15 protein-coding genes and 1 pseudogene are annotated in these 18,771 nt (G+C 68.4%); 10 read left to right on the top strand and 6 right to left on the bottom strand.

From position 1 onward, the window contains the following. Positions 1-281: 281 nt before the first annotated feature. Together FFS72_RS25515 and FFS72_RS25510 are read left to right on the top strand one after the other, a co-directional pair. The gene (locus FFS72_RS25515) at positions 282-539 is read left to right on the top strand and encodes a hypothetical protein (RefSeq protein ID WP_137876567.1); all 258 of its coding nucleotides are present in this window, start codon (positions 282-284) and stop codon (positions 537-539) included. A 419-nt stretch (positions 540-958) separates the two neighbouring features. Continuing rightward, the gene (locus FFS72_RS25510) at positions 959-1,750 is read left to right on the top strand and encodes a phosphatidylethanolamine N-methyltransferase family domain-containing protein (RefSeq protein ID WP_137876566.1); all 792 of its coding nucleotides are present in this window, start codon (positions 959-961) and stop codon (positions 1,748-1,750) included. A 19-nt stretch (positions 1,751-1,769) separates the two neighbouring features. Here FFS72_RS25510 and FFS72_RS25505 read toward each other — a convergent pair. Then, positions 1,770-2,236: pseudogene (locus FFS72_RS25505) on the bottom strand (SRPBCC family protein). Positions 2,237-2,362: 126 nt separating this feature from the next. Between FFS72_RS25505 and FFS72_RS25500 the strand changes: the two are divergent. Beyond that, positions 2,363-2,785 carry a hypothetical protein gene (locus tag FFS72_RS25500; protein ID WP_137876565.1) on the top strand — a complete coding sequence of 141 codons (423 nt, stop codon included), beginning with the start codon at positions 2,363-2,365 and terminating at the stop codon, positions 2,783-2,785. Between the two features lie 17 nt (positions 2,786-2,802). Here FFS72_RS25500 and FFS72_RS25495 read toward each other — a convergent pair whose 3' ends face one another. Together FFS72_RS25495 and FFS72_RS25490 are read right to left on the bottom strand one after the other, a co-directional pair. Next, positions 2,803-4,380 carry an MFS transporter gene (locus FFS72_RS25495; RefSeq protein ID WP_137876564.1) on the bottom strand — a complete coding sequence of 526 codons (1,578 nt, stop codon included), beginning with the start codon at positions 4,378-4,380 and terminating at the stop codon, positions 2,803-2,805. A gap of 113 nt (positions 4,381-4,493) precedes the next feature. Continuing rightward, positions 4,494-6,260 carry a GNAT family N-acetyltransferase gene (locus FFS72_RS25490; RefSeq protein ID WP_137876563.1) on the bottom strand — a complete coding sequence of 589 codons (1,767 nt, stop codon included), beginning with the start codon at positions 6,258-6,260 and terminating at the stop codon, positions 4,494-4,496. 78 nt (positions 6,261-6,338) lie between these two features. Here FFS72_RS25490 and FFS72_RS25485 point away from each other — a divergent pair, with 78 nt between their 5' ends. The 3 genes from FFS72_RS25485 to FFS72_RS25475 all read left to right on the top strand — a co-directional run bounded on the left by FFS72_RS25485 (position 6,339) and on the right by FFS72_RS25475 (position 8,498). Next, the gene (locus tag FFS72_RS25485; protein ID WP_137876562.1) at positions 6,339-7,118 is read left to right on the top strand and encodes an alpha/beta fold hydrolase; all 780 of its coding nucleotides are present in this window, start codon (positions 6,339-6,341) and stop codon (positions 7,116-7,118) included. A 56-nt stretch (positions 7,119-7,174) separates the two neighbouring features. Continuing rightward, entirely contained in the window at positions 7,175-7,444 is a 270-nt protein-coding gene (locus FFS72_RS25480; RefSeq protein ID WP_137876561.1) for a GlsB/YeaQ/YmgE family stress response membrane protein, read from the top strand. 97 nt (positions 7,445-7,541) lie between these two features. Continuing rightward, positions 7,542-8,498, top strand: coding sequence for a pseudouridine synthase (locus FFS72_RS25475; protein WP_137876569.1), 957 nt, complete (start codon positions 7,542-7,544; stop codon positions 8,496-8,498). 36 nt (positions 8,499-8,534) lie between these two features. Here FFS72_RS25475 and FFS72_RS25470 read toward each other — a convergent pair whose 3' ends face one another. Both FFS72_RS25470 and FFS72_RS25465 read right to left on the bottom strand, forming a co-directional pair. Continuing rightward, entirely contained in the window at positions 8,535-9,989 is a 1,455-nt protein-coding gene (locus FFS72_RS25470; protein WP_137876560.1) for a phytoene desaturase family protein, read from the bottom strand. Position 9,990: 1 nt separating this feature from the next. Then, positions 9,991-11,703: a DUF3556 domain-containing protein gene (locus FFS72_RS25465; protein ID WP_137876559.1), complete on the bottom strand. Its 1,713-nt coding sequence runs from the start codon at positions 11,701-11,703 to the stop codon at positions 9,991-9,993. A gap of 166 nt (positions 11,704-11,869) precedes the next feature. On the opposite strand from FFS72_RS25465, the gene FFS72_RS25460 reads away from it, so the two are divergent. Beyond that, positions 11,870-12,544, top strand: a complete 675-nt coding sequence (locus FFS72_RS25460; RefSeq protein ID WP_171018829.1) for a TetR/AcrR family transcriptional regulator — start codon at positions 11,870-11,872, stop codon at positions 12,542-12,544. Between the two features lie 72 nt (positions 12,545-12,616). On the opposite strand, the gene FFS72_RS25455 is transcribed toward FFS72_RS25460, so the two are convergent. After that, positions 12,617-13,834, bottom strand: coding sequence for a DUF7373 family lipoprotein (locus FFS72_RS25455; RefSeq protein WP_137876557.1), 1,218 nt, complete (start codon positions 13,832-13,834; stop codon positions 12,617-12,619). A gap of 263 nt (positions 13,835-14,097) precedes the next feature. Between FFS72_RS25455 and FFS72_RS25450 the strand changes: the two genes are divergently transcribed. The 3 genes from FFS72_RS25450 to FFS72_RS25440 all read left to right on the top strand — a co-directional run. Continuing rightward, a complete protein-coding gene (locus FFS72_RS25450; protein WP_137876556.1) occupies positions 14,098-15,927 on the top strand; it encodes a dynamin family protein in 1,830 nt (609 codons plus the stop codon). Beyond that, entirely contained in the window at positions 15,924-17,450 is a 1,527-nt protein-coding gene (locus FFS72_RS25445) for a GTPase (protein ID WP_349304006.1), read from the top strand. The genes FFS72_RS25450 and FFS72_RS25445 overlap by 4 nt, the downstream gene beginning before the upstream one ends. A gap of 178 nt (positions 17,451-17,628) precedes the next feature. Further along, positions 17,629-18,771 (top strand): Hsp70 family protein (locus tag FFS72_RS25440; protein WP_137876555.1); only part of this gene is annotated, 1,143 nt, incomplete at its 3' end.

Below are 18,771 nucleotides of genomic sequence, written 5' to 3'. Positions count from 1 at the left end.
ACTCAGGCCCTCCTGCCCACCCCCCTCCTGGGCAGGGGGGCCGCCACCGACATCCAGTCGGCGCCGTGCTCGCCCTCGACGCCAGTCCCCGATGCAGATTCACGGCCGACTCCGCACCGGTGGCGACAATCATTCCCGGCACAATCAATTCGAAAGCAACGCTAAAAGCATTCGGATAATCTGCACATTCTTCTGTGGACCACGCAGTGGTGCGATAGCGTCCACGACTCAGCAGTCGATTCCGACTGTCAACCCGAACGCGACCACCTAGGAGAATGATAATGAATCGCCGCTTTGCCGCGAATCTGATGATTGCCACCGCGGGAATTCTGATGTTGCCCGCAGCCGGCGTCGCCTCGGCGGATACGCAGACCGGAACCGGCTCCGTCTTTTGTGACGAAGCCGGTGAAAGCCAGAACGAGAACGGCATGTCCTGCGCCAACTCGAATGTCAACGGGGTGGTGGACAACGGCCCCAGCATCTTTGGCGTCGATCTCGCCGACCTCGCGTCGCTGATCGAGTCGATCACGAAGGGCTGAGTGCGGCAGGCGCTGCGATTCACTCACCCGGCGCGGGGGCGGATTCGCAAGATCTGCGCCCGCGCCGCGGCGCCGCATCGGAGCCAGAGCAAAAATGGAAATGAAATGAAGGGACGCTGCGAATCGGCTGCGATGCACATTTTCGACAATGGCCGATCCTTTCAGATGAATCACCGATAGTCGGGCAAGCGTCTTTTTTGCATCACCGGAATCTCGTCGATACCCGCGCTGGACACCGTCGCGGCGAAGTGCCTGCGGAGCCAGGGGCGGGTGCGCGTGCACCCGGCGTCAATCAGTTAACCAATTCGCGCCTCGTTCCCCATCGCACGTGGTAGAACACGTTGCAGAACTGCGGGCCGACTGCTGGAGGTACCGCGACGCCGCCGGCCGTGTGGCCGCTTGCCCACCGAAGGATCTCGATGCACTGGTACACCGGAAACACCGTCTACGACACGGTCCTGACGGCCGCATTCGCGTTCACCGCATTCGTGATCATCGGCGGCTTCTTCGCGCAGAGTTCCTACGGCCGCTTCTCCTCCACGAACCTCGGATTCAACCTCAACCCCAAGCTGGGCTGGTGGTTGATGGAGATCCCGGCGACGGTGGTGTTCCTCGGCTTCTACCTCGCCGGACCGAACCGGTTCGAGCCCGCGTCCCTGGCGCTCGCCGGAATCTGGCTGCTGCACTACGCGAACCGCGGCTGGTACTTCCCCCTCGCGATCCGCCAGGTCCCCGGCAAACGCAGCACCTTCAACGTCTCGGTGATCGTGATGGGCATGCTGGTCACGTCCATGCACGGCTACCTCAACGGCGCCATGTTCAGCAACGACTACTTCGGCAGGTACACCACCGAATGGCTGACGGATCCGCGCTTCCTCGTCGGGCTCGCGATCTACCTGTTCGGTTTCGCACTGTTGCTCAGCTCCGAATCGATCGTGCGGAACCTGCGCGACAAGAAGAACCCCGGCGCTGCCGAGTACCGCGTCCCGTTCGGCGGCGGGTTCCGCTTCGTCACCAGCCCCGCCTATCTCGGAGAGCTGATCGCGTGGTCCGGCTTCGCGCTGCTGACCTGGGCGCTGCCCGGCGTGGTCATCCTGCTCATCACCGCGGGCAACCTGATCCCCCGGGCGCTGGCTACCCACCAGTGGTACCAGGAGAAGTTCGTCGACTACCCCACCGATCGCAAGGCCCTGGTTCCCTACCTCGTCTAGGCGGCTCCGCCGCTGCGCCTCACTTGGCCTCGGCGACGGCCTTCAAGGTGGCGAGGCCCTTCTCGAAGTCCTTACCGACCATCTTGTCCATGCTGAACACGAACCCGAAGACCTTGAAGAACCAGGACTGCTTCCCTGCCATCTGCCACCGGACCGTGGTCCCGGATGCGGCCGGCTCGAGCAGGAACGTGGTGACGTTCTGCGCCTTGAACGGTTTGAGGAAAGCCAGGTCCAGCTTCACCTTCCGGTTCGGCACCGACTCGGTGATCGCCATCGATCCCGATCCGGCCTTGCGGTTGCCACTCCAGGCGTAGGACGCGCCGACCCCCGGTCGGCGCCGGAGTACGTGCGGCTCATGTCCGGGTCTAGGCCCTCCCACGGCGACCACTGCGTCCACCGGTGGAAGTCGTCGATCAGATCGAACACGACCTCGGGACCTGCGGCGATCGTCGAGGAACGTTCGACCAGGAAAGTGTGGTCGGCCATGCGAGCACCCTAACGGCGAACACCCCAACACGCCCGCCGACGTGCAAGCCTGTCCTCCTTCGACGATGCCGGGGCACACTGGTCGAGACGCGCCGGGACACGAACGCACTGCAGGAGGTCACCTTGATGAAACTCGTTCGCAGACTCGCCATCTCCGCGGGCACAGCGGTCGCTCTCTTCCTGACCTCGGCCGGCGCTGTCGCCGCAGCCGCGACCATTCCGTTCCAGATCGACCCCGCACCGTACGGAAACCCCAACGGGAGCTTCGACGCACCGTCGGTCCGCTGCGTCGCCGAGGTCGGGAACCAGCCGGGCACCATGACGATCACCGGCGGCAAAGCCGGCCGCTGGGGTTGCCTGCTGTCCGCCGAGGTGCGCTGGATGAACCTGTCCACCGGCGCCAGTGGCGTCACCCAGTTGTCCGACGGACTGAACGGCATCCCGGCGGCGGCGGCCGTGCACACCGGGACCGGGCAGGTCGCCGTCGCGGTTCTCTCCACAGCGGGCGGCGTGATCACTCCGGGCGCGGCCACCTTCTGGGTGCCGTGACCGCCGAGAGCATCGGCTCAGGTCGAACTCGCCGCGTCCGGTTCTCGTCTCATGCGGAACGAGTTGAGTAGTCCGAGCAGCCCGGCCAGGAGCGGTACGAGCAGCGCCACCTGCAATGCCAGTGGCCGCGCCTCGGTGTTGATGCGGACGATCTCGTCACGGATCTCGGGCGGCTGCCCGACGAGGAGTGCCTCGAGTTCGGTGTTGCTCATGACCTCGGCGTCCTCCTCGAGGACCTGCGCGACCTGAGTCTGCTCGTCGGGTGGGAGAACCGTGCTCGACTGCGCCATCGTCGTGAAGGCGATCGACAGTGTCGCCAGCATGACGGCACCCGCGAACGCCAACCCGAACGACAGTCCGAACGATCCGGCCGCGGAGTTGGTCCCCGCCGCCTCGCTGACACGTTCTTCCGAGATCGGCGCGAGTGTGTAGTCGTTGAGCTGGGAGACCAGAAGGCCGAGCCCCGCACCGGTGACGACGAGAGGCACCAGCAACGCCCATCCGAACTCGGCCCGCGGCACGAGCGGTACGAGTACCGCGATGCCGACGGTGACGAACGCGAAACCCCACCGAATGATGCCCGCAGGTGGACGATCCCCGGCCTTCTTTCCTGCCAGCAGTGCGACCGCGAACATGCTCAGCGACAGCGGTGCGAGCGACAGGCCCGCCTGCATCGCGTTGTACTCGAGCACCATCTGCAGGTAGATCGGCAAGGCGATCATGATGCCGCCGAGTGCGATCTGCTGAAGCATCTGTTGCGAGACCCCGAGGCGGAACACCTTGGACCGGAACAGATCCGGATCCATCAGGGTGGGTTCAGCGCGCCGCTTTCTGCGATTCAACCAATAGGTCAATCCGATCAGTGCGGCCACCCCGGCCACGACGAGCGCGGCCACCGCTTCGCCACCCTCCTGCCACACCAGGATTCCGAGCACGATGCCGCCCATGCCGACGACCGACAGCGCGGCACCCACGCCGTCCACACCGCGTGAACCGGTGTAGGGCACATCCTTGACGAGGCCGATCCCGGACAGGACGACGGCGATGATCACCACTTCGAGTGCGAAGCCGACCCGCCACGACAGGTAGGTGGTGACGAAGCCACCGAGCAGTGGGCCGACGGCGGCCGCGATGGCCGCCGCGGCACCGACCAGTGCGTAGACCTTCTTCTGCGCAGCGCCGTGAAAGTTCCCGTGGACGAGCGACTGCATGGCGGGCAGGAGCAGGGACGCCCCGATTCCGCCGATCACGGCCCACAGGACGATCACCGCCGTCAGGCTCTGGGCGAATGTCATCGCCGCCGCACCGGTTGCGTAGCCGAGCAGGCCGAGCACATAGGCGCGCCTGCGCCCGATCAGATCACCGACCTTGCTGCCGATCAGGATGAAGGCAGCCGACACCAACGCTTCGAGGGCGATCGCAGACTGCACACCGCTGACGGTGGTGTCGAGGTCCCGCACCACCGCCGAGATCGACACGTTCATCAGCGACGTGTCGACAACCAGGACGAACATCGCCATCGCGAGCAGCACGGCGAGCAGACCGCGCCGACCGGACAGTCGATCGGCATCGTCCGTGAGCGAGTCTTCGATCATCGCAGCACCACCTCGACGGCTACAGCGGTTTCCCGCATCGGCACGAACAAACACCACTGCTGAGGGCAGCAGAATATCGCGCCGCTGCCGTGCCGGTACGACGACAGGCGGCGTCAGAGTGTGCGTTTGAGCCCGACGTGACTGTTCCCGTAGCCGAGGCGCGCATAGAACGTGTGCGCCCGCTCGCGCTCCCGGTCGGTCGTGACCTGCGCGAGGGTCGCGCCGCGGTGCCGACCGTGCTCGTGCGCCCACTCGAGCATCGCGGTTCCGATTCCGCGGGAACGCTCGGAGGCCAGAACCCGGACCCCCTCGACCTGCAGTCGGGTGGTTCCGCCCCGAGACAGTCCGGGGAGGATGGTCAGCTGCATGGTGCCGACGACCCGGTCGTCCTCGTCCCGCACCACCGCCAGGTAGTGCGACGAGTCGCGGCCGATGGCGTCGAACGCCTCCTCGTACCGGGCGAGCTCCGCACCCTCGCGTGGGCGGCTGATCTCGTCATCGGACAGCAGTACGACAAGCGCGGGGACATCGGTCCGTCCGGCACGCTGCACCCGATAGGTCCGGTCCCCGAGCCGGAGCCGTCCACCGACGGATTCCCTTGCCCGCGAGCGCAGGTGGAAGATCAGCGTGTCCAGCCAGGCACCGACGTGCCGCCGGGCCTCGGCGGTGTCGGGATAGCGACACCGCAGGTGCAGACCGGACTCGTCGAGGATGAACCAGAGCATCACGCCGTCGGTCCGGATCGATGCGCCGACGTACTGCGCCTCGAGACCGGTCGCATCGACCCGCACCGGCAACCGGCGCAGGTCCAGCCACGAGATCGCGAACATCCCCGGAACCTCGGGCATCCCGCCCCACGGATGGAGGATGTCCTCCAACGGCCAGGATCCCATCCGGACGGCCTCCTTCACCGCCTCCGCGCTGGCCCGGGGATCGGCGTCGGTCGACTCCAACACCGAGTTGGTGATGAACCAGCCGACCGAGTCGTGCCAGGTGGAGTCGTACCGGCTGTGCACCGGAAACACCGCGCGCAGCGGAGCGCCCGCGAGCGATCGCGTCACCTCGGTCATCGCGGCCACCACCAGCGCGAGGGTCGAGACCCCCTCCTCACGGGCCTGGGCGGAGAACGCGGCGGTGTCGTCGACGTCGAGAACGTCGCGCACCTCGACCCGCTCCTGCTGCAACGTCGCCGGGCCGAGCGGCAGCGGGAACCGCGGCATCACGTCGCCACTCGCCGCCAGCACCTCGGCCCAGCGGCGGTGCACCTCGGGGGGCGCCGCCGGTCGGTCCCGCAGCGCACGGGTGTGCTCGGCGAAGGCGGGCGTGGGCGGCAACGACGGCGCTCGACCGTCCTGCACCTCGGCCAGTGCGGTCAGCAGGTCGCGTGCGATCACCAGCATCGACCACATGTCGACGTGCGAATGGTCCGCGGCGACAACCACAGTCGGCCCCACAGCGGTCTCGAGTACACACAATCGATGCGAGGGCCTGCTGTACGGCGAGCACGCGAGGTCGAGCACCTCACGCAGCGCGTCGTTGACGGCTTGCCCGGGGGCGATCGAGTGCAGGGCCCACTCTCCGGGGAGGATCTCGACCTCGTGCAGCCGCGGCTCGCCGTCCTCGCCCGGCACGAACACCGATCTCAGCGTGCCGTGCCGCGCGATCACCGCCAGCCACGCGGTCGCGAGTTCGTCGAGCGGTACCGGTCGGGAAAGCCTGAACGACAACGCCATCCAGGATCCGGCACGGTCTCCGGCTGCGACGTGACGTCCTTGGTCGAACGAGACAGGGAGCGATCGGCCCGGCGCTCCGACGTTCACGTCGTAGCCCAGCAGTCGGCCGAACGGCAGGCGCAGGTGCGCGACGTTGGTCAGCCGCATGGCGCTATCCTAGGCGCTTTCCACGAGCCAACCAGCCTTCACGAGCCAGGCCGCTTTCACGACAACCCGGGAGGTACCGTGCCCACCTTCAGTGTTCCGGGTGCCGAGCTCGACGTGGAGCTGAGCGACGAGGGCGGCCACCCGGTCGTCCAACTCCACGGCCTCACCTCCAGCCGCCACCGCGACCGCCTGATGGACCTCGATCTCGGGCGCGGACTCAACGGCACCCGACTGCTGCGCTACGACGCTCGCGGGCACGGCCATTCGACGGGACGCGAGGTCCCCGAGGACTACCGCTGGCCGGTACTGGCCGACGACCTGCTGCGGCTGCTCGACCACTGGTTCCCCGGTGAGCAGGTCCACGGCGTCGGCCCGTCGATGGGCACAGGGACCCTGCTGCACGCGGCCGTGCGTGATCCGGACCGGTTCGTCGGCCTCACTCTGCTGGTGCCCGCGACCGCCTGGGAGACCCGCGTCGCCAAGGCCGCGATCTACCGGCGCAATGCCACGCTGATCGAGGAGCAGGGGCTGGACGCGTTCCTCGTCGCGGACCTCGCCGCCCCGCGGCCGCCGGCGACCGTGGGGACGCCCGAGACCGGGCCGGACGTCACCGAACGCCTGCTTCCGTCCCTGTTCCGAGGGGCCGCCCTCAGCGACCTGCCCGCACCGGACGCGATCGCCGCGATCGGCGTGCCGACCACGGTGCTGGCCTGGATCGACGACCCCGGCCATCCCGTGTCCACCGCCGAGGCACTCGTCGACCTGATGCCGAAGGCCACCCTCGCGGTGGCGCACACGCCCGCGGATCTCGCCCGCTGGCCGAGCATCCTGTGCGAGGACGTGGCGCGACACGGGTAGCACGCCCGACTCGACGACAACCGGCCCCGACGGTGTCCGAGCCATATACTCCCGCCATGTTGATCATCGGGATGATCCTGTTCGGACTGCTCATCGGCGCCGGCGCCCAGTTCCTCCTGGGCAAATCGAAGTCCGGAGTCGACTGGACCCTGGCGTTCGTGGCGGGCGTCGGCGGCTCGTTCGTCGGGGGCCTGCTGATCAGTCTGCTCGCGGGTGACGGTCTGGAACTCCGTCCGAGCGGCATCATCGGTTCGTTCGGAGGCGCGATCATCGTCACCGCTGCCTGGACCTGGTGGCGGAATCGGTCCGTGTCGACTGTCGACTGACTCAGGTAGACCGAACGGGCGGTTCCCCGGGACACGTACTCGACGTCCGTCCCCGGAACCGCCCGTTCGTCGTCGGTGGGATGATGGCTGCGTGCCGATGCCCGCCCCGCTACCCGTCAGGAACGGGGTCGGACCGACGCGGCTACGCGTCCCGGCGTCCGGGCCGTGGGCGACGATCGCCGAGTACGTCGCCGAGCGGTTCGACCACCTGGCGGCCGACGACCTGAGACGGCGGTTCGACGCCGGCGAGGTCGTGGGCGCCGACGGCCGTTCGATCGATCCCGCCGCCGCGCTCGGTACGCACACCTTCGTCTGGTACTACCGCGAACTGCCTGCGGAAGAGCCGGTTCCGTTCCAGGAGCAGATCCTCCACACCGACGACGACCTCGTCGTGGTCGACAAGCCGCACTTCCTCCCGACCACCCCGGGTGGGCGATACCTGCACGAGTCCGCGCTCGTCCGGTTGAGGGTCCGGCTCGACAATCCAGACCTGACACCGATCCATCGACTCGACCGCGCGACCGCGGGCGTCGTGATGTTCTCGGCCCGACCCGAGACGCGCGGCACCTACCAGTCGTTGTTCGAGCAGCGACTGGTCACGAAGGTCTACGAGGCGGTGTCGGCGCTACCTCCCGAATGGGATCCGGCCGCACCGACCCTCGACGGACGCGCCCTGCCCGTCGTCTATCGGAACCACATCGTGTCGCGTCGCGGCAAGTTCCGGGTCGGAGTCGATGACGACCGGGAACCCAACGCCGAGACGGCGATCGAGGTTCATCGGACGGGCATCAACGCTTCCGGTCGCGAGGTGGTGCACATGGTCCTGCGTCCACATACCGGGCGGATGCACCAGTTGCGGGTGCATCTGGCGGCACTCGGCGTCGGGATCCTCGGCGATCGTCTCTATCCCGACCTGCTGCCAGAGGCACCCGACGATCACCGCCTCCCACTCCAATTGCTGGCGCGGGAACTGGAATTCACCGATCCGCTGACCGGGATGCCGCGGCGGTTCGTCACCGGGCGCACGTTGAGCGAGTCGCCCCCGTTGCGCTGAACCAGGCCACTCCGGAGGCCCGTCGTCCCAGGCACGTCAGGTGGTTCGCCGCCCGATCCGCTGCACGTCGACGCCCAGACTGCGCAACGCGCTGGCGGCAGCGCCTGCCCCGCACATGCCGTGCACACCCGCACCGGGAGGCGTGGAGGCCGAGCACAGGAACATGCCGTCCACCCCGGTCGCGTACGGGTCGAGCCCGAATCCCGGTCGCCCGACCATCTGGAGAGGCATGTTCGCCCCTCCCCCGATGTCGCCCCCGACGTAGTTCGCGTTGTAACGCTCGTACTCCGCGGGACCGGTGGCATGCACCGCGACGACCCGGCCGCGGAAACCCGGCGCGTAGGCCTCGATCTGGTCCAACACGACCTCGGTCGCGTCCCCGTCGTAGCCGGGCGGGACGTGCGCATACACCCAGATCGGATGCACGTCCTCGACCGATCGGGTCGGGTCGGCCAGGTACTGCTGCCCGACGAGGACGAAGGGCCGCTCCGGCATTCGGCCGGCGACGATCGCGGCCTCCGCCGCCGCCACCTCACCGGCCGTGCCGCCGAGGTGGACCGTCCCGGAACGGCGCGCGGATTCACTGGTCCACGGGATCCCCTCGCGCACGGCCAGGTCCACCTTGAAGGCGGCCGGGCCGAACTTGTAGGACCGGTACCGGCGCCCGCGGCGCCCGCCGAGGCGCTCACCCAGGATCTCGGCTGCCGCCTGCGGAGTCGTGTCGAACAGCGTGACGTCGGCGGCAGGCAGATCGGCGAAAGACCGGACCGGAGCGCCCAACTCGATCTCCCCACCGCGCTCGCGCAGGAGGGAGACCAGCGCCGATGTGATCGCCTGCGAGCCGCCCTCGGCGACCGGCCATCCGTGGCGATGTCCGGCCGCCACCAACATCACGCCCACCGACGCCGACAGCGGACGGTTCAGCGGTTGGAACAGGTGTGCCGCACACCCCAGGAACAGAGCCCGGGCCTGTGGTGTGCGGAAGGCCTTGGCCAGGACGGTGGCCGGGAGCCCGGCCCGGAGTCCGAACCTGGCCAACGTGATCGGGTGCCGGGGCACTCGCAGGAGCGGACCGAGCACGTCGGGGGCAAGCGTGTCGAAGGTGCGCGCAAGCGGCCCGAAGACCCGGCGCCAGGCATCCGAGTCCACACCCAGTCCGGCTGCCGTGCGATCCACATCGCCTGCCAGCACGCCGGCCGACCCGTCCAGCAGAGGGTGGACGAGGTCGATCTCGGGCCACCGCCACCGCAGTCCGTGTTCGGCGAGCGGCAGGGTCGCCAGGTACGGCGAGGCGATCCCGAACGGGTGCACCGCGGAACAGACGTCGTGCAGCAGGCCGGGCACCGTCAGTTCGCCGGTGCGCGCGCCTCCGCCCGGACTCTCGGCAGCCTCCAGCACCGTCACCTTCACCCCGTGCCCGGCCAACCGGACGGCGGCGGCCAGCCCATTGGGGCCGGACCCGACCACGACTGCGATCCGCCCGTTCGCCATGTCAGCGCGCCCGCGCGTCGTCGCTCACCGTCACCGGCATGTCGTCGGCCCACGGTTGGCGGTTGACCATGTCCGCGACCCGCACCGTGCCGCGCTCGAATTCGCCTGTGGCAGCGTCCAGCAACCGGTAGGCCTGGGTCTGCCTGTGGATCGGCTGGGCATCCAGGACCAGCACCCGCAATTCACCCGGCTCGAAGGCACACAGGTCCTGGAGCGTCTCCATGAGCTGCTCGGAATGCAGGTGTCCGTCACCGAAGTTCCAGCCGAGCAGGACACCGGCCACCGTCTCGCCGTCGAGTTCGACGTACTCCGTCGTGGGTCGGTCGGCCAGGAGTCGGGGCAGCAGAGCGGCATGTGCACGACCGTGCGTGTGGACCGCGCGGAACGCGAAGCCTGTGAGTCTCGTGGCCCGGGCCTCGTCCTCTCCGCCGTAGACCTTCTCCAACTGGCGGTGCGGCAGCATCGCGAAGCGGATCGTGCCGTCGGTCAGCTTCTGCTCGCCGCTCGGCGAGAGGCACCACACTGTGGTGTCCCAGTTCCCGGCGTAGTACCGCATCCCGAACAGGAAGCAGATCCTTTCGGGGAACAGGTTTCCGAGGATCACCAGGAGGAAGCTGACGGCCGGGATCAGCAGGACCGCGGGATGCACGAGATCACCGAGCCCCAGGGATGCCTTGTCCACGAACAGCGTCAGCACGGCGAAGATCATGAAGACGTTCCACTCGAGCGGCGTTCCCATCGGGATCGTCACGATGATGTGCAGGTGGAACAGGATCATCACGATCGCTGCCACCGTCGTGACGGTGCCGCCGCCGGAGAGGATCAGCACGAGCGGGACGATGAACTCGATCGCGGTTCCGCCGTGGGCGAGCAGCTTCGAGAGCCCGGACGGGCGCAGGTCATCGGGGTACGACTTGGTGAAGAGGTGCTTGATGCGTTTCGTTCTCCACAGCGGGCTGTTCGCCTCCATCGCCTGCACCACCGACGGGAAGTGCACGTTGAGCTTCGAGACCGCCGCGCCCCACCAGATGCACAGCAGGACGAACTTGGCGGCCACGATGGAATCGGGGAACGGCACGAGGAAGGTCACGGCAATCGCGCCGTAGACCTCCGCGCGGGCAGCCAGGAAGATCGTCCGGTCCCGAAGACCGATGACCGCGAGTAGCGCCAGGACAACGGCCACCTTCTGCCACGGCAGCTGAACCGTCCCGGCAGCGGTCGCGGACACCAACGCCACCACCAGCGAGACGAGCAGCGCGGCGTACGCCGCGATGTCGACGACGCCGCGCCGGTGCCCGGAGGTGAGCGGAACTCGCCGCGGCCACGGCGGCATCCGGATGGTTCCCCGGCGGAACCAGTAGAGGAACGAGCCCAGTGGCGGCAGGAAGCGCAGGTTCAGGGGCCCGAACCCGCAGCCCAGGCCGGTGACCTCGAAGAGGATGCACCAGAGCACGACCTTCTGCCACACGACCGGCAGGGCCCACCACTCACCGACTTCGAGCAGTCCGTCCACCCCGGGCGTCGTCAACGCGAACGCTGCCGCGCCGAGGACGAACAGCGCGATCTTCACGAGATAGCCGACGTACACCACATCGGGTGTCCCGAAGCCTTGCGACAGGTAGTTCTCCGAGAGGATGCGCATCTGGGTGGGTCGGCTGCCGCGGCGCAACTCGTCCGCATCGATGTCCGGTTCCACAGGTAGCAGGAATCCCATAGGTCCTCCGTAGCCCTCACCGGTCGACACGACGTCGCCTCGGTCGGCGACCGGGCCTCTGCACGGCCGGTCATGGTGGATGAACGTAGTACTTTGTAGACACTTCGGTACAAGTGTTTACAAGAGAAGTTCCCCGAACGACCCGACGACCTATGATCGAGCGGCAATGACACCCGCCTCCAACGACGTACGCGAGCGCATCCTCGACGCCGCCGAACTCTGTCTGGCACGCGACGGTATCCGCCGCACCACCGTCCGCGCCGTGGCCCAGGAAGCGAATGTCAGCCGCGCCTACCTGTACCGATTCTTCTCCGACAAGTCGACACTGCTGTCGGCGGCACTGATCCGCCGGGGAGCGGACTTCTGGGAGGACGCACGCGATCGGATCGCGAAACAGGACAGCGTGTCCGGCATGCTGACCGAGGCAGTCGTGCTGTCGAGACAGAACCCGCTGGGGCCACTGGCCGTTGAACTGGCCGCCCGGGAACCCCACGAGTATGCCGAGATCATGGGCACCTACTCCCACGACGTGGTCGCCCAGCTGTCCGACTTCTGGGTGGACCGACTGCGTGACGCCCAGCAGCGCGGTCTGGCACGCGAAGATCTCGACCTGCCCGGCGCGGCAGAATGGCTCATCCGGATGCTCGTCTCCCTGGTGGGGACGCCGGGAGCCGCGGTCGATGTCGATGATCGGGATGCCCTGTCGGCCTACCTGCAGACGTTTCTCGGCCCGGTTTTCACTTCAGCTGTCCAACATGATGTTTCACCGACGTCGAGCGACCACGATCGTGCCGGCGGCCCGTCCGGGCCGCCCACGTCGGCGACTCGGCGGCGGGCGTGACGACAACGGGCGGTTCCCGGGACGCGTACTCGACATTCGTCCCGGGAACCGCCCGTTCAGCGGTCGGCTGCGTCAGTCTTCGGCAGCCTGAAGGATCAGGTACTGCGCGGCGGCCATCTGGTGCAACTCCGGCAGGTTGTCGAGTCCACCGAGTTCACCGAGCCGCTTACCGAACTGCACGAGGCAGTAGTACTCGGTTCCGCTGTACGTCTTCGCACTGAGGCAGGCGGCGCCGGGGACGTTCGGCGGTGCGGCGTCCTCGGCCATGTCGTTTTCCGTCTTCATCTCCGCGAGGAACGCGTCCCTGAGTTGCTGCGATCCTTCCTCGGTCTCGGAGAGATACACGTTGGTGGCGTCCACCGCTTGGTGAGTGGTGCCCGTCCGCGTGAAGTTCTCGAGGTTGGCGAGAGCGTTGGTCGAACTGTGCGCGGCGCCGCGCGAGCCGTACACGGCGAGGCTGCTGGTGGACTGGCTGCCTTCCGTCGGCAGCGTGTATCGCAGGACGCCGTCGACGTCGATCTCGAGGTTCGCGTAGTTCGCGGGATCGGTTGCCGGGAACTTCTCGATCATCGGAGCCTGGAGTTCGTACGCCTTGGCGATGACGTCGGCGGCCCAGTTCTTCTGCGCGACAGGGGCACTCGCGTAGGTGTAGATGACGTACTCGTTGTGCGGAGTGAAGGCGTTCGCGCTGAAGACCCCGCCGGATTCCGACGTGCTGGCGAGCGCCTGAGGGAGTGCGTTGACCTTCCCGACGGCGGGCAATCCGTTCCCGAAGTCGTAGCCGAGGACCGATTGGTGCATCGCGTTCGCTGCTTTCGTCGCGGCAGCCGCGTCGGGGAAGCGAAGGACGGCGTGAACAAGGGAGCTGTCGTTGGCCTTGCCGGGGGTCGACCTTGCCGTACTGAATCCGACGAGCATGCCGTTGTCGGCTGCGACCTGCGGTGTCGGGCCCGGCAGGAGGATACCGAGGGACTTGCCGTCCTTGATGACGTAGGTGGACATCGACGCCGACTCCGTGAGAGTCGGGTCGACCTCGGGGGGAAGGACGACGAACTCGGCCATCCGCTGGCCTTCGACGGATCGTCCGAGGAATTCGTCGCCGACGGTGGTGAACGGTGGGCGGGGCGTGGTGGGGAAGGTGCCGGTGTCGAGGGACGCCGGGTCGACCGTCTCGGTGTCGCCTCCGGACTTGACTGCCTGACCGGTGGTCGTTCCGCCACCGCACCCCGTCAACACCAGCGCTGCCGCGATTGCCGCGGCGGCGATCGGGGCGAGCTTTGTCGCACGCATCTGTTCCTCAGTTCCCTTCGGTCGGGTGCTCGGGGCACCGCGTTCACCTCACCTGGTCGCGTCGAGCGTCCGGGGTCGGGTGTTCGTTCACATTCTTGGAGGCGCTTGGGATCCGGAAAGTTCCCGACGATTTCCATCGCCTGACGACGGCGGCTTCTCCCCGCGGCCGCCCGTGCCGGGGTGGCAGGGCGCGGCACTCGCCGTTCGGTAACCTCTCGTGGCGGCCCTCCAAGTGGCCCGGGGACGTACGGACAGGTCGGGGGATGGTCGTGGAGTCAGCAGCCGGTACCGGTGTATCCACGTCGGCCGAGGATCCGGCCGCCGCGACGCTGACGAAGGCGTGCACAGTCCTCCGCAAGTGCGGCTACACCGCGGTCGCCGAGCTCGCCGAACGCAAGGCCTCGACCGAACTGCAGGTGCAGTCGATCGTCGTGGTCGGCGAGGTCAAACGCGGGAAGAGCTCCCTGGTCAACGCCCTCGTCGCCGAACGAAACGCATCCCCGGTCGATGTCGCGTCGAGTACGTCCGCGACGGTCCACCTCGCACCCCCGGCGCCCGGCCGCGTCCCGGGGACGGTGGAACTGCTGTTCCCCGGGCAACCCCGCGCCGTTGACCGGAGCGAGCTGGCGGACTGGGTGAGCACCGCTGGTGCCCGCGTCGTCGACCGCGGCACCGAAACACTGCCCACCGGCGCCGTGGTCACCACCCGCGCCGACACGTTCGGTGGGGCCGTCGTCGTCGACACTCCCGGAGTCGGAGGTCTCGACCCGTCCCATGCGCAGCTGGCGATGCGCACCGCGCAACGCGCCTGCGTCCTCGTCGTCACGTGCGACGCGACGACCCCGCTGACGGCACCGGAGATGGAATTCCTCCGGGACGCCACCGCCACCGTCGACTCGGTGGTGGTTGCTGTGACGAAGACGGACAAGAACCTGCGGCGATGGCGGCCGATCGTCGACGAGAATCGGCGACTGCTGCAGAAGCACCTGCGACGCCCCATCCCGGTCGTGGGGGTGTCGAGTCTGCGCGCCGTCGAAGCCGCCGAACGCACCGACCCGGAGGCGCGCGCAGCCGGTGAGGAGTCGTCCGGCATCGCCGAGTTGCGCAGGCACATCCGCGCTCGTCTCGCCCTCGGCGAGAACCTTCCCACGGTCGACGGACTCCGAACGGCCCTGGAAGGACTGCGAAAGGTGCACGCCACGTTCGCCGAAGACCTGGCGATCGCGCAGAATTCGGCCGCGGTACTGCCGGAGCTGACGGCCGAGCGCGACCGCCTGCAGGAACTCAAGGACCACTCCGGTCAGTGGGAGCACTACCTGGGTCGCGACCTCACCCTGGCCCGTCAGTCCGCTCTCACCTTCCTCGACGAACAGCTCGAGCAGATCCGCGAGTCGTGGACGAACCGGATCAACAAGTCCGGGGTGCAGGTGCTGCGCCGCAACCCGCAACATTTCACCGCGCAGATCGAGTCCGAACTGCGAGCGGCGATGGCGGCGACGGTGCAGCGGTTCCTCGATCAGACGCGCGCCGCGGTCACTCCCCTGTTCGGGTCCGACGTGCAGTGGGAGGAGATCCAGTCACGCACCCTGGGCGGACTCGACCCGCAACTGCGGACGGGGCAGGTCGCATCGAAAAGCCAAGGGCTGCTCGACCCGTCGATTCTGACGATGGGCATGATCGGCACCTCGATGCTCGGCGCGGTGATCGGCGTCGGTGCCGTCGCCGGCGTCGTCTGGGTGGGCGTCAACCTTGGCTACAAGGCGCTGCGCAGCGGGAAGACGAACCTCCTGACATGGCTGCGGGAAACCCTGGGAACCGCCCGCACCAGCACCGCCCGCCTACTCGAAGCGGCACTGTCCACGGCACGCCCGGAGGTGGTGATCCGCTATCGCGAGCACCTGGTTGCGACGATCGCACAGGTCCAGCAACGGATCACCGACGCGAAGGACGCGGCGCGGTTGGACGAGGCCACCCGGGAGCAGACCGTCAAACGCCTCTCGACGAACGTGCGCGCGGTCACCGCGACGATCGCCGAGGTCGAGAACCTGATCGGCCGACTCGCGGCGACCACCGAAGGGCGGTCCGACACGTGAACGGCTACCCCGTGGGACCCGCAGGTCAGCAGTGGAACGCGTCGGGACCGCTGTGGAATCCAGCCGGTCGGCCTCCGGCCGCCCCGCCCGCTCCCACTCCTGCGCTCGACCCGGTGCGCACGGTCCTGGACCGGTCCCTCCACTCGCTCGCGGCACTCGGCGGCGATCTGGCCGGGCACGCGAATCGGATCGGCGCGATCCTGTGGTCACCGCCGCGGGTGGTGATCCTGGGACGACTCAAGGCCGGGAAGTCCACACTGGTCAACGCGCTGATCGGGGCGCCGGTCGCCGAAACCGCTGCCCTCGAGGCGACGAACGTCGTCGCGATCTACACCGACGGCGCACCCTCCCGGGCGGAGGTCGTCGGACTGGACGGCGCCCGTCGGCCGTTGCGCGTCGATTCGGGCATGCCTGTCGACCTCGGTTGCCCCGCAACGGAGGTCGCGTACATCGAACGGTGGCTTCCCTCGCAGGCGATTCGCGGCCTGACCCTCATCGACACCCCGGGTCTCGCGACACTGACCACGGAGAACGAGACGGCGACGCGGCGCGCGCTGATCGACGGATTCGAGCAGACGCGCACCGCCTCGGTGAACGCCGACGCGGCGGTGTTCCTGTTCGACTCCGTCCCCCGTGCGGACGAACTCGAATTCCTCCGCCAACTCGACTTCACCCCGCTGAACACACTCGGCGTGCTCTCTCGCGCGGACGGGTTCGGGGAAGGACCACTCGGACAGCGTGATCCGATCGCGTACGCCGCCGAGCACTCCGCACCGATGGCCGCCGAACTCTCCGACACGGTCGGGACGGTCCTGCCGATCGCCGGACTCCTCGCCGAAACCGCTCTCACCGGGCAGCTCACCGAAACCGACGCGCGGGCGTTGGCGTCGCTCGCCGGTTGGGAACCGTTCGCACTGATCGAGCGCCTCGACTCCGACTCCCCCGCGCCCCCGCTCGACGCGGCGGTCCGGGACCGACTGCTGGACCTCGTCGGCGAGTACGGCCTCGTCCACGCCCGTACCGTCGCCCAGGGTGGTGCGCACACCCTGAACCGGTGGCTGGCGACCGTGTCCGGTGTCGAACGGTTCCGGCACGAACTGCACACGTCGCTGGCGCGGTTCGCAGCGATCCAGCGCGCAGGCCGGATCCTCACCGAACTCGACACCCTCGCCTTCCAACATCCCGCGCGCGATCACATCCGCGCGATCGTCGGCGCCGCCCGCCGCGATCCCGCGATGAACGAGGTGGTGCTGTTCGGGTGTCTGCGCGCGATGCTCGACGTGGACCACGACTCACCCGTCGTCGACGAGTTGACGCGAGTCCTGCGCGCGCGCAGCGACACCGACGTCGTCGGCCTCCCGTCCACTGCCGGACCCGATGAGGTTCGGGTCGCCGCCGCGGAGCGACTGGCGTGGGTGCAGCGGCAGTCGCTGTCCACGATGTCCGCGGCGGCGGACTCCGCACTGACAGCGCTGCACGGCACCTACGCCGCGATCGGCCGCCGGACACAGCCGACGGGATGAGTCCGGCGTCGGGCCGATCGGCGGGACGCCGGGTGGCGGCGGCATCGACGTGTCGTGGCAGGATTCAGACCGCGCAGCGGGTGGGCTTGCTGCGGCCGCCCTCACGGGGCGGCACCGCGACCCGGGGCGTCAACCGCCTCCCTCGCGGGCACCGACCGAGCCGCGAGGGGAACGACTCATGTCCGGGGAATGGGTGTTGGGCGTCGATTTCGGCACGTCGAACACGGCAGCTGCACATCTCGACCTCGCCACCGGTTCGGTCGCCACCGTACCGCTGACCCATCAGGGCAACCTGATGCCGTCCGCGGTGTTCGTCGAGTCACCTGAGTCGATCCTCGTCGGCGAGGTCGCACTGAACCGGTCGGAGTCGAATCCGGGTGGATTCATCCCGTCCCCGAAACGTGCCCTCGTGCAGGGCGTGCTGCATGCCAACGGATACGACCTTCCGCCCTCGGCCGCGGTCGCGGCGATCCTGTCCGCGGTGGTGACGCGCGCGACCACGGCGCACGCCGGGCGTCCACCTGCTCGACTGGTGCTCACCCACCCGGAGGCCTGGTCCCCCCGCGAGATCCAGGTGCTCCTCGACGCAGCCGCCACCATCGGATTCGATCGGACCCGGGTCACCACGATCTCGGAACCGCGGGCCGCAGCGCACTTCTACACCCGCGGTAACGCCCTCACCACCGGACAGACGATCGCCGTGTTCGACTTCGGTGGCGGCACCCTCGACGTCGCCGTCCTCACCGCCGGACCCGCGGGCGCCTTCGAGGTGATCGCTGCCCGAGGGGACAACGGCCTCGGCGGCAAGAACCTCGACGCGTTGATCCGCCGGTGGATCGACACGGAACTGGCCGACCGCAATCCGGAACTGCTCGACTACCTGCGCCGCGGTGCGCCGGTGCACGTGCTCCGCGGACTCGAGGAGTCCACCCGCCGCGCGAAGGAACTGCTGTCGGAAGCGCCGTCCGCGACTGTCACCGTCTCCACGCCGGTCGGGCAGGAGACGCTCTCACTGACGCGCGGCGAACTCGACAACCTGATCAGGCCGGTTCTCGACCAGGCGGTCGCGCTGGCCCGGGCGACGTTCACCGATGCCCGACTGACCGGTCCCGGCGCCCTGTCCGCGTTGTATCTGACCGGCGGCAGCAGCCGGATTCCGCTGGTGCACACGCAGTTGGCCACCTTGGGTCCGATCGCGACTCTCGACGACCCGAAGACGGTCGTCGCGCAGGGAGCGTTGATCGCGGCCGCGAACGCCGGAGCCTTCGCCGCCACAGCGCGGATCCCCGACCGCGTCCCCACCCCGGCTCCGCCGCAGTGG

This window comes from Rhodococcus sp. Q, assembly GCF_005503035.1.
Lineage (GTDB): Bacteria > Actinomycetota > Actinomycetes > Mycobacteriales > Mycobacteriaceae > Rhodococcus_G.
This window is presented reverse-complemented; position numbering and strand designations above follow the sequence as displayed.

Excerpts from the sequence above, each read along its gene's own strand:
- FFS72_RS25515 (WP_137876567.1), top strand. The coding sequence starts at position 282 with ATGAATCGCCGCTTTGCCGCGAATCTGATGATTGCCACCGCGGGAATT.
- FFS72_RS25510 (WP_137876566.1), top strand. The coding sequence starts at position 959 with ATGCACTGGTACACCGGAAACACCGTCTACGACACGGTCCTGACGGCC.
- FFS72_RS25500 (WP_137876565.1), top strand. The coding sequence starts at position 2,363 with ATGAAACTCGTTCGCAGACTCGCCATCTCCGCGGGCACAGCGGTCGCT.
- FFS72_RS25495 (WP_137876564.1), bottom strand. The coding sequence starts at position 4,380 with ATGATCGAAGACTCGCTCACGGACGATGCCGATCGACTGTCCGGTCGG.
- FFS72_RS25490 (WP_137876563.1), bottom strand. The coding sequence starts at position 6,260 with ATGCGGCTGACCAACGTCGCGCACCTGCGCCTGCCGTTCGGCCGACTG.
- FFS72_RS25480 (WP_137876561.1), top strand. The coding sequence starts at position 7,175 with ATGTTGATCATCGGGATGATCCTGTTCGGACTGCTCATCGGCGCCGGC.
- FFS72_RS25475 (WP_137876569.1), top strand. The coding sequence starts at position 7,542 with ATGCCCGCCCCGCTACCCGTCAGGAACGGGGTCGGACCGACGCGGCTA.
- FFS72_RS25470 (WP_137876560.1), bottom strand. The coding sequence starts at position 9,989 with ATGGCGAACGGGCGGATCGCAGTCGTGGTCGGGTCCGGCCCCAATGGG.
- FFS72_RS25465 (WP_137876559.1), bottom strand. The coding sequence starts at position 11,703 with ATGGGATTCCTGCTACCTGTGGAACCGGACATCGATGCGGACGAGTTG.
- FFS72_RS25460 (WP_171018829.1), top strand. The coding sequence starts at position 11,870 with ATGACACCCGCCTCCAACGACGTACGCGAGCGCATCCTCGACGCCGCC.
- FFS72_RS25455 (WP_137876557.1), bottom strand. The coding sequence starts at position 13,834 with ATGCGTGCGACAAAGCTCGCCCCGATCGCCGCCGCGGCAATCGCGGCA.
- FFS72_RS25450 (WP_137876556.1), top strand. The coding sequence starts at position 14,098 with ATGGTCGTGGAGTCAGCAGCCGGTACCGGTGTATCCACGTCGGCCGAG.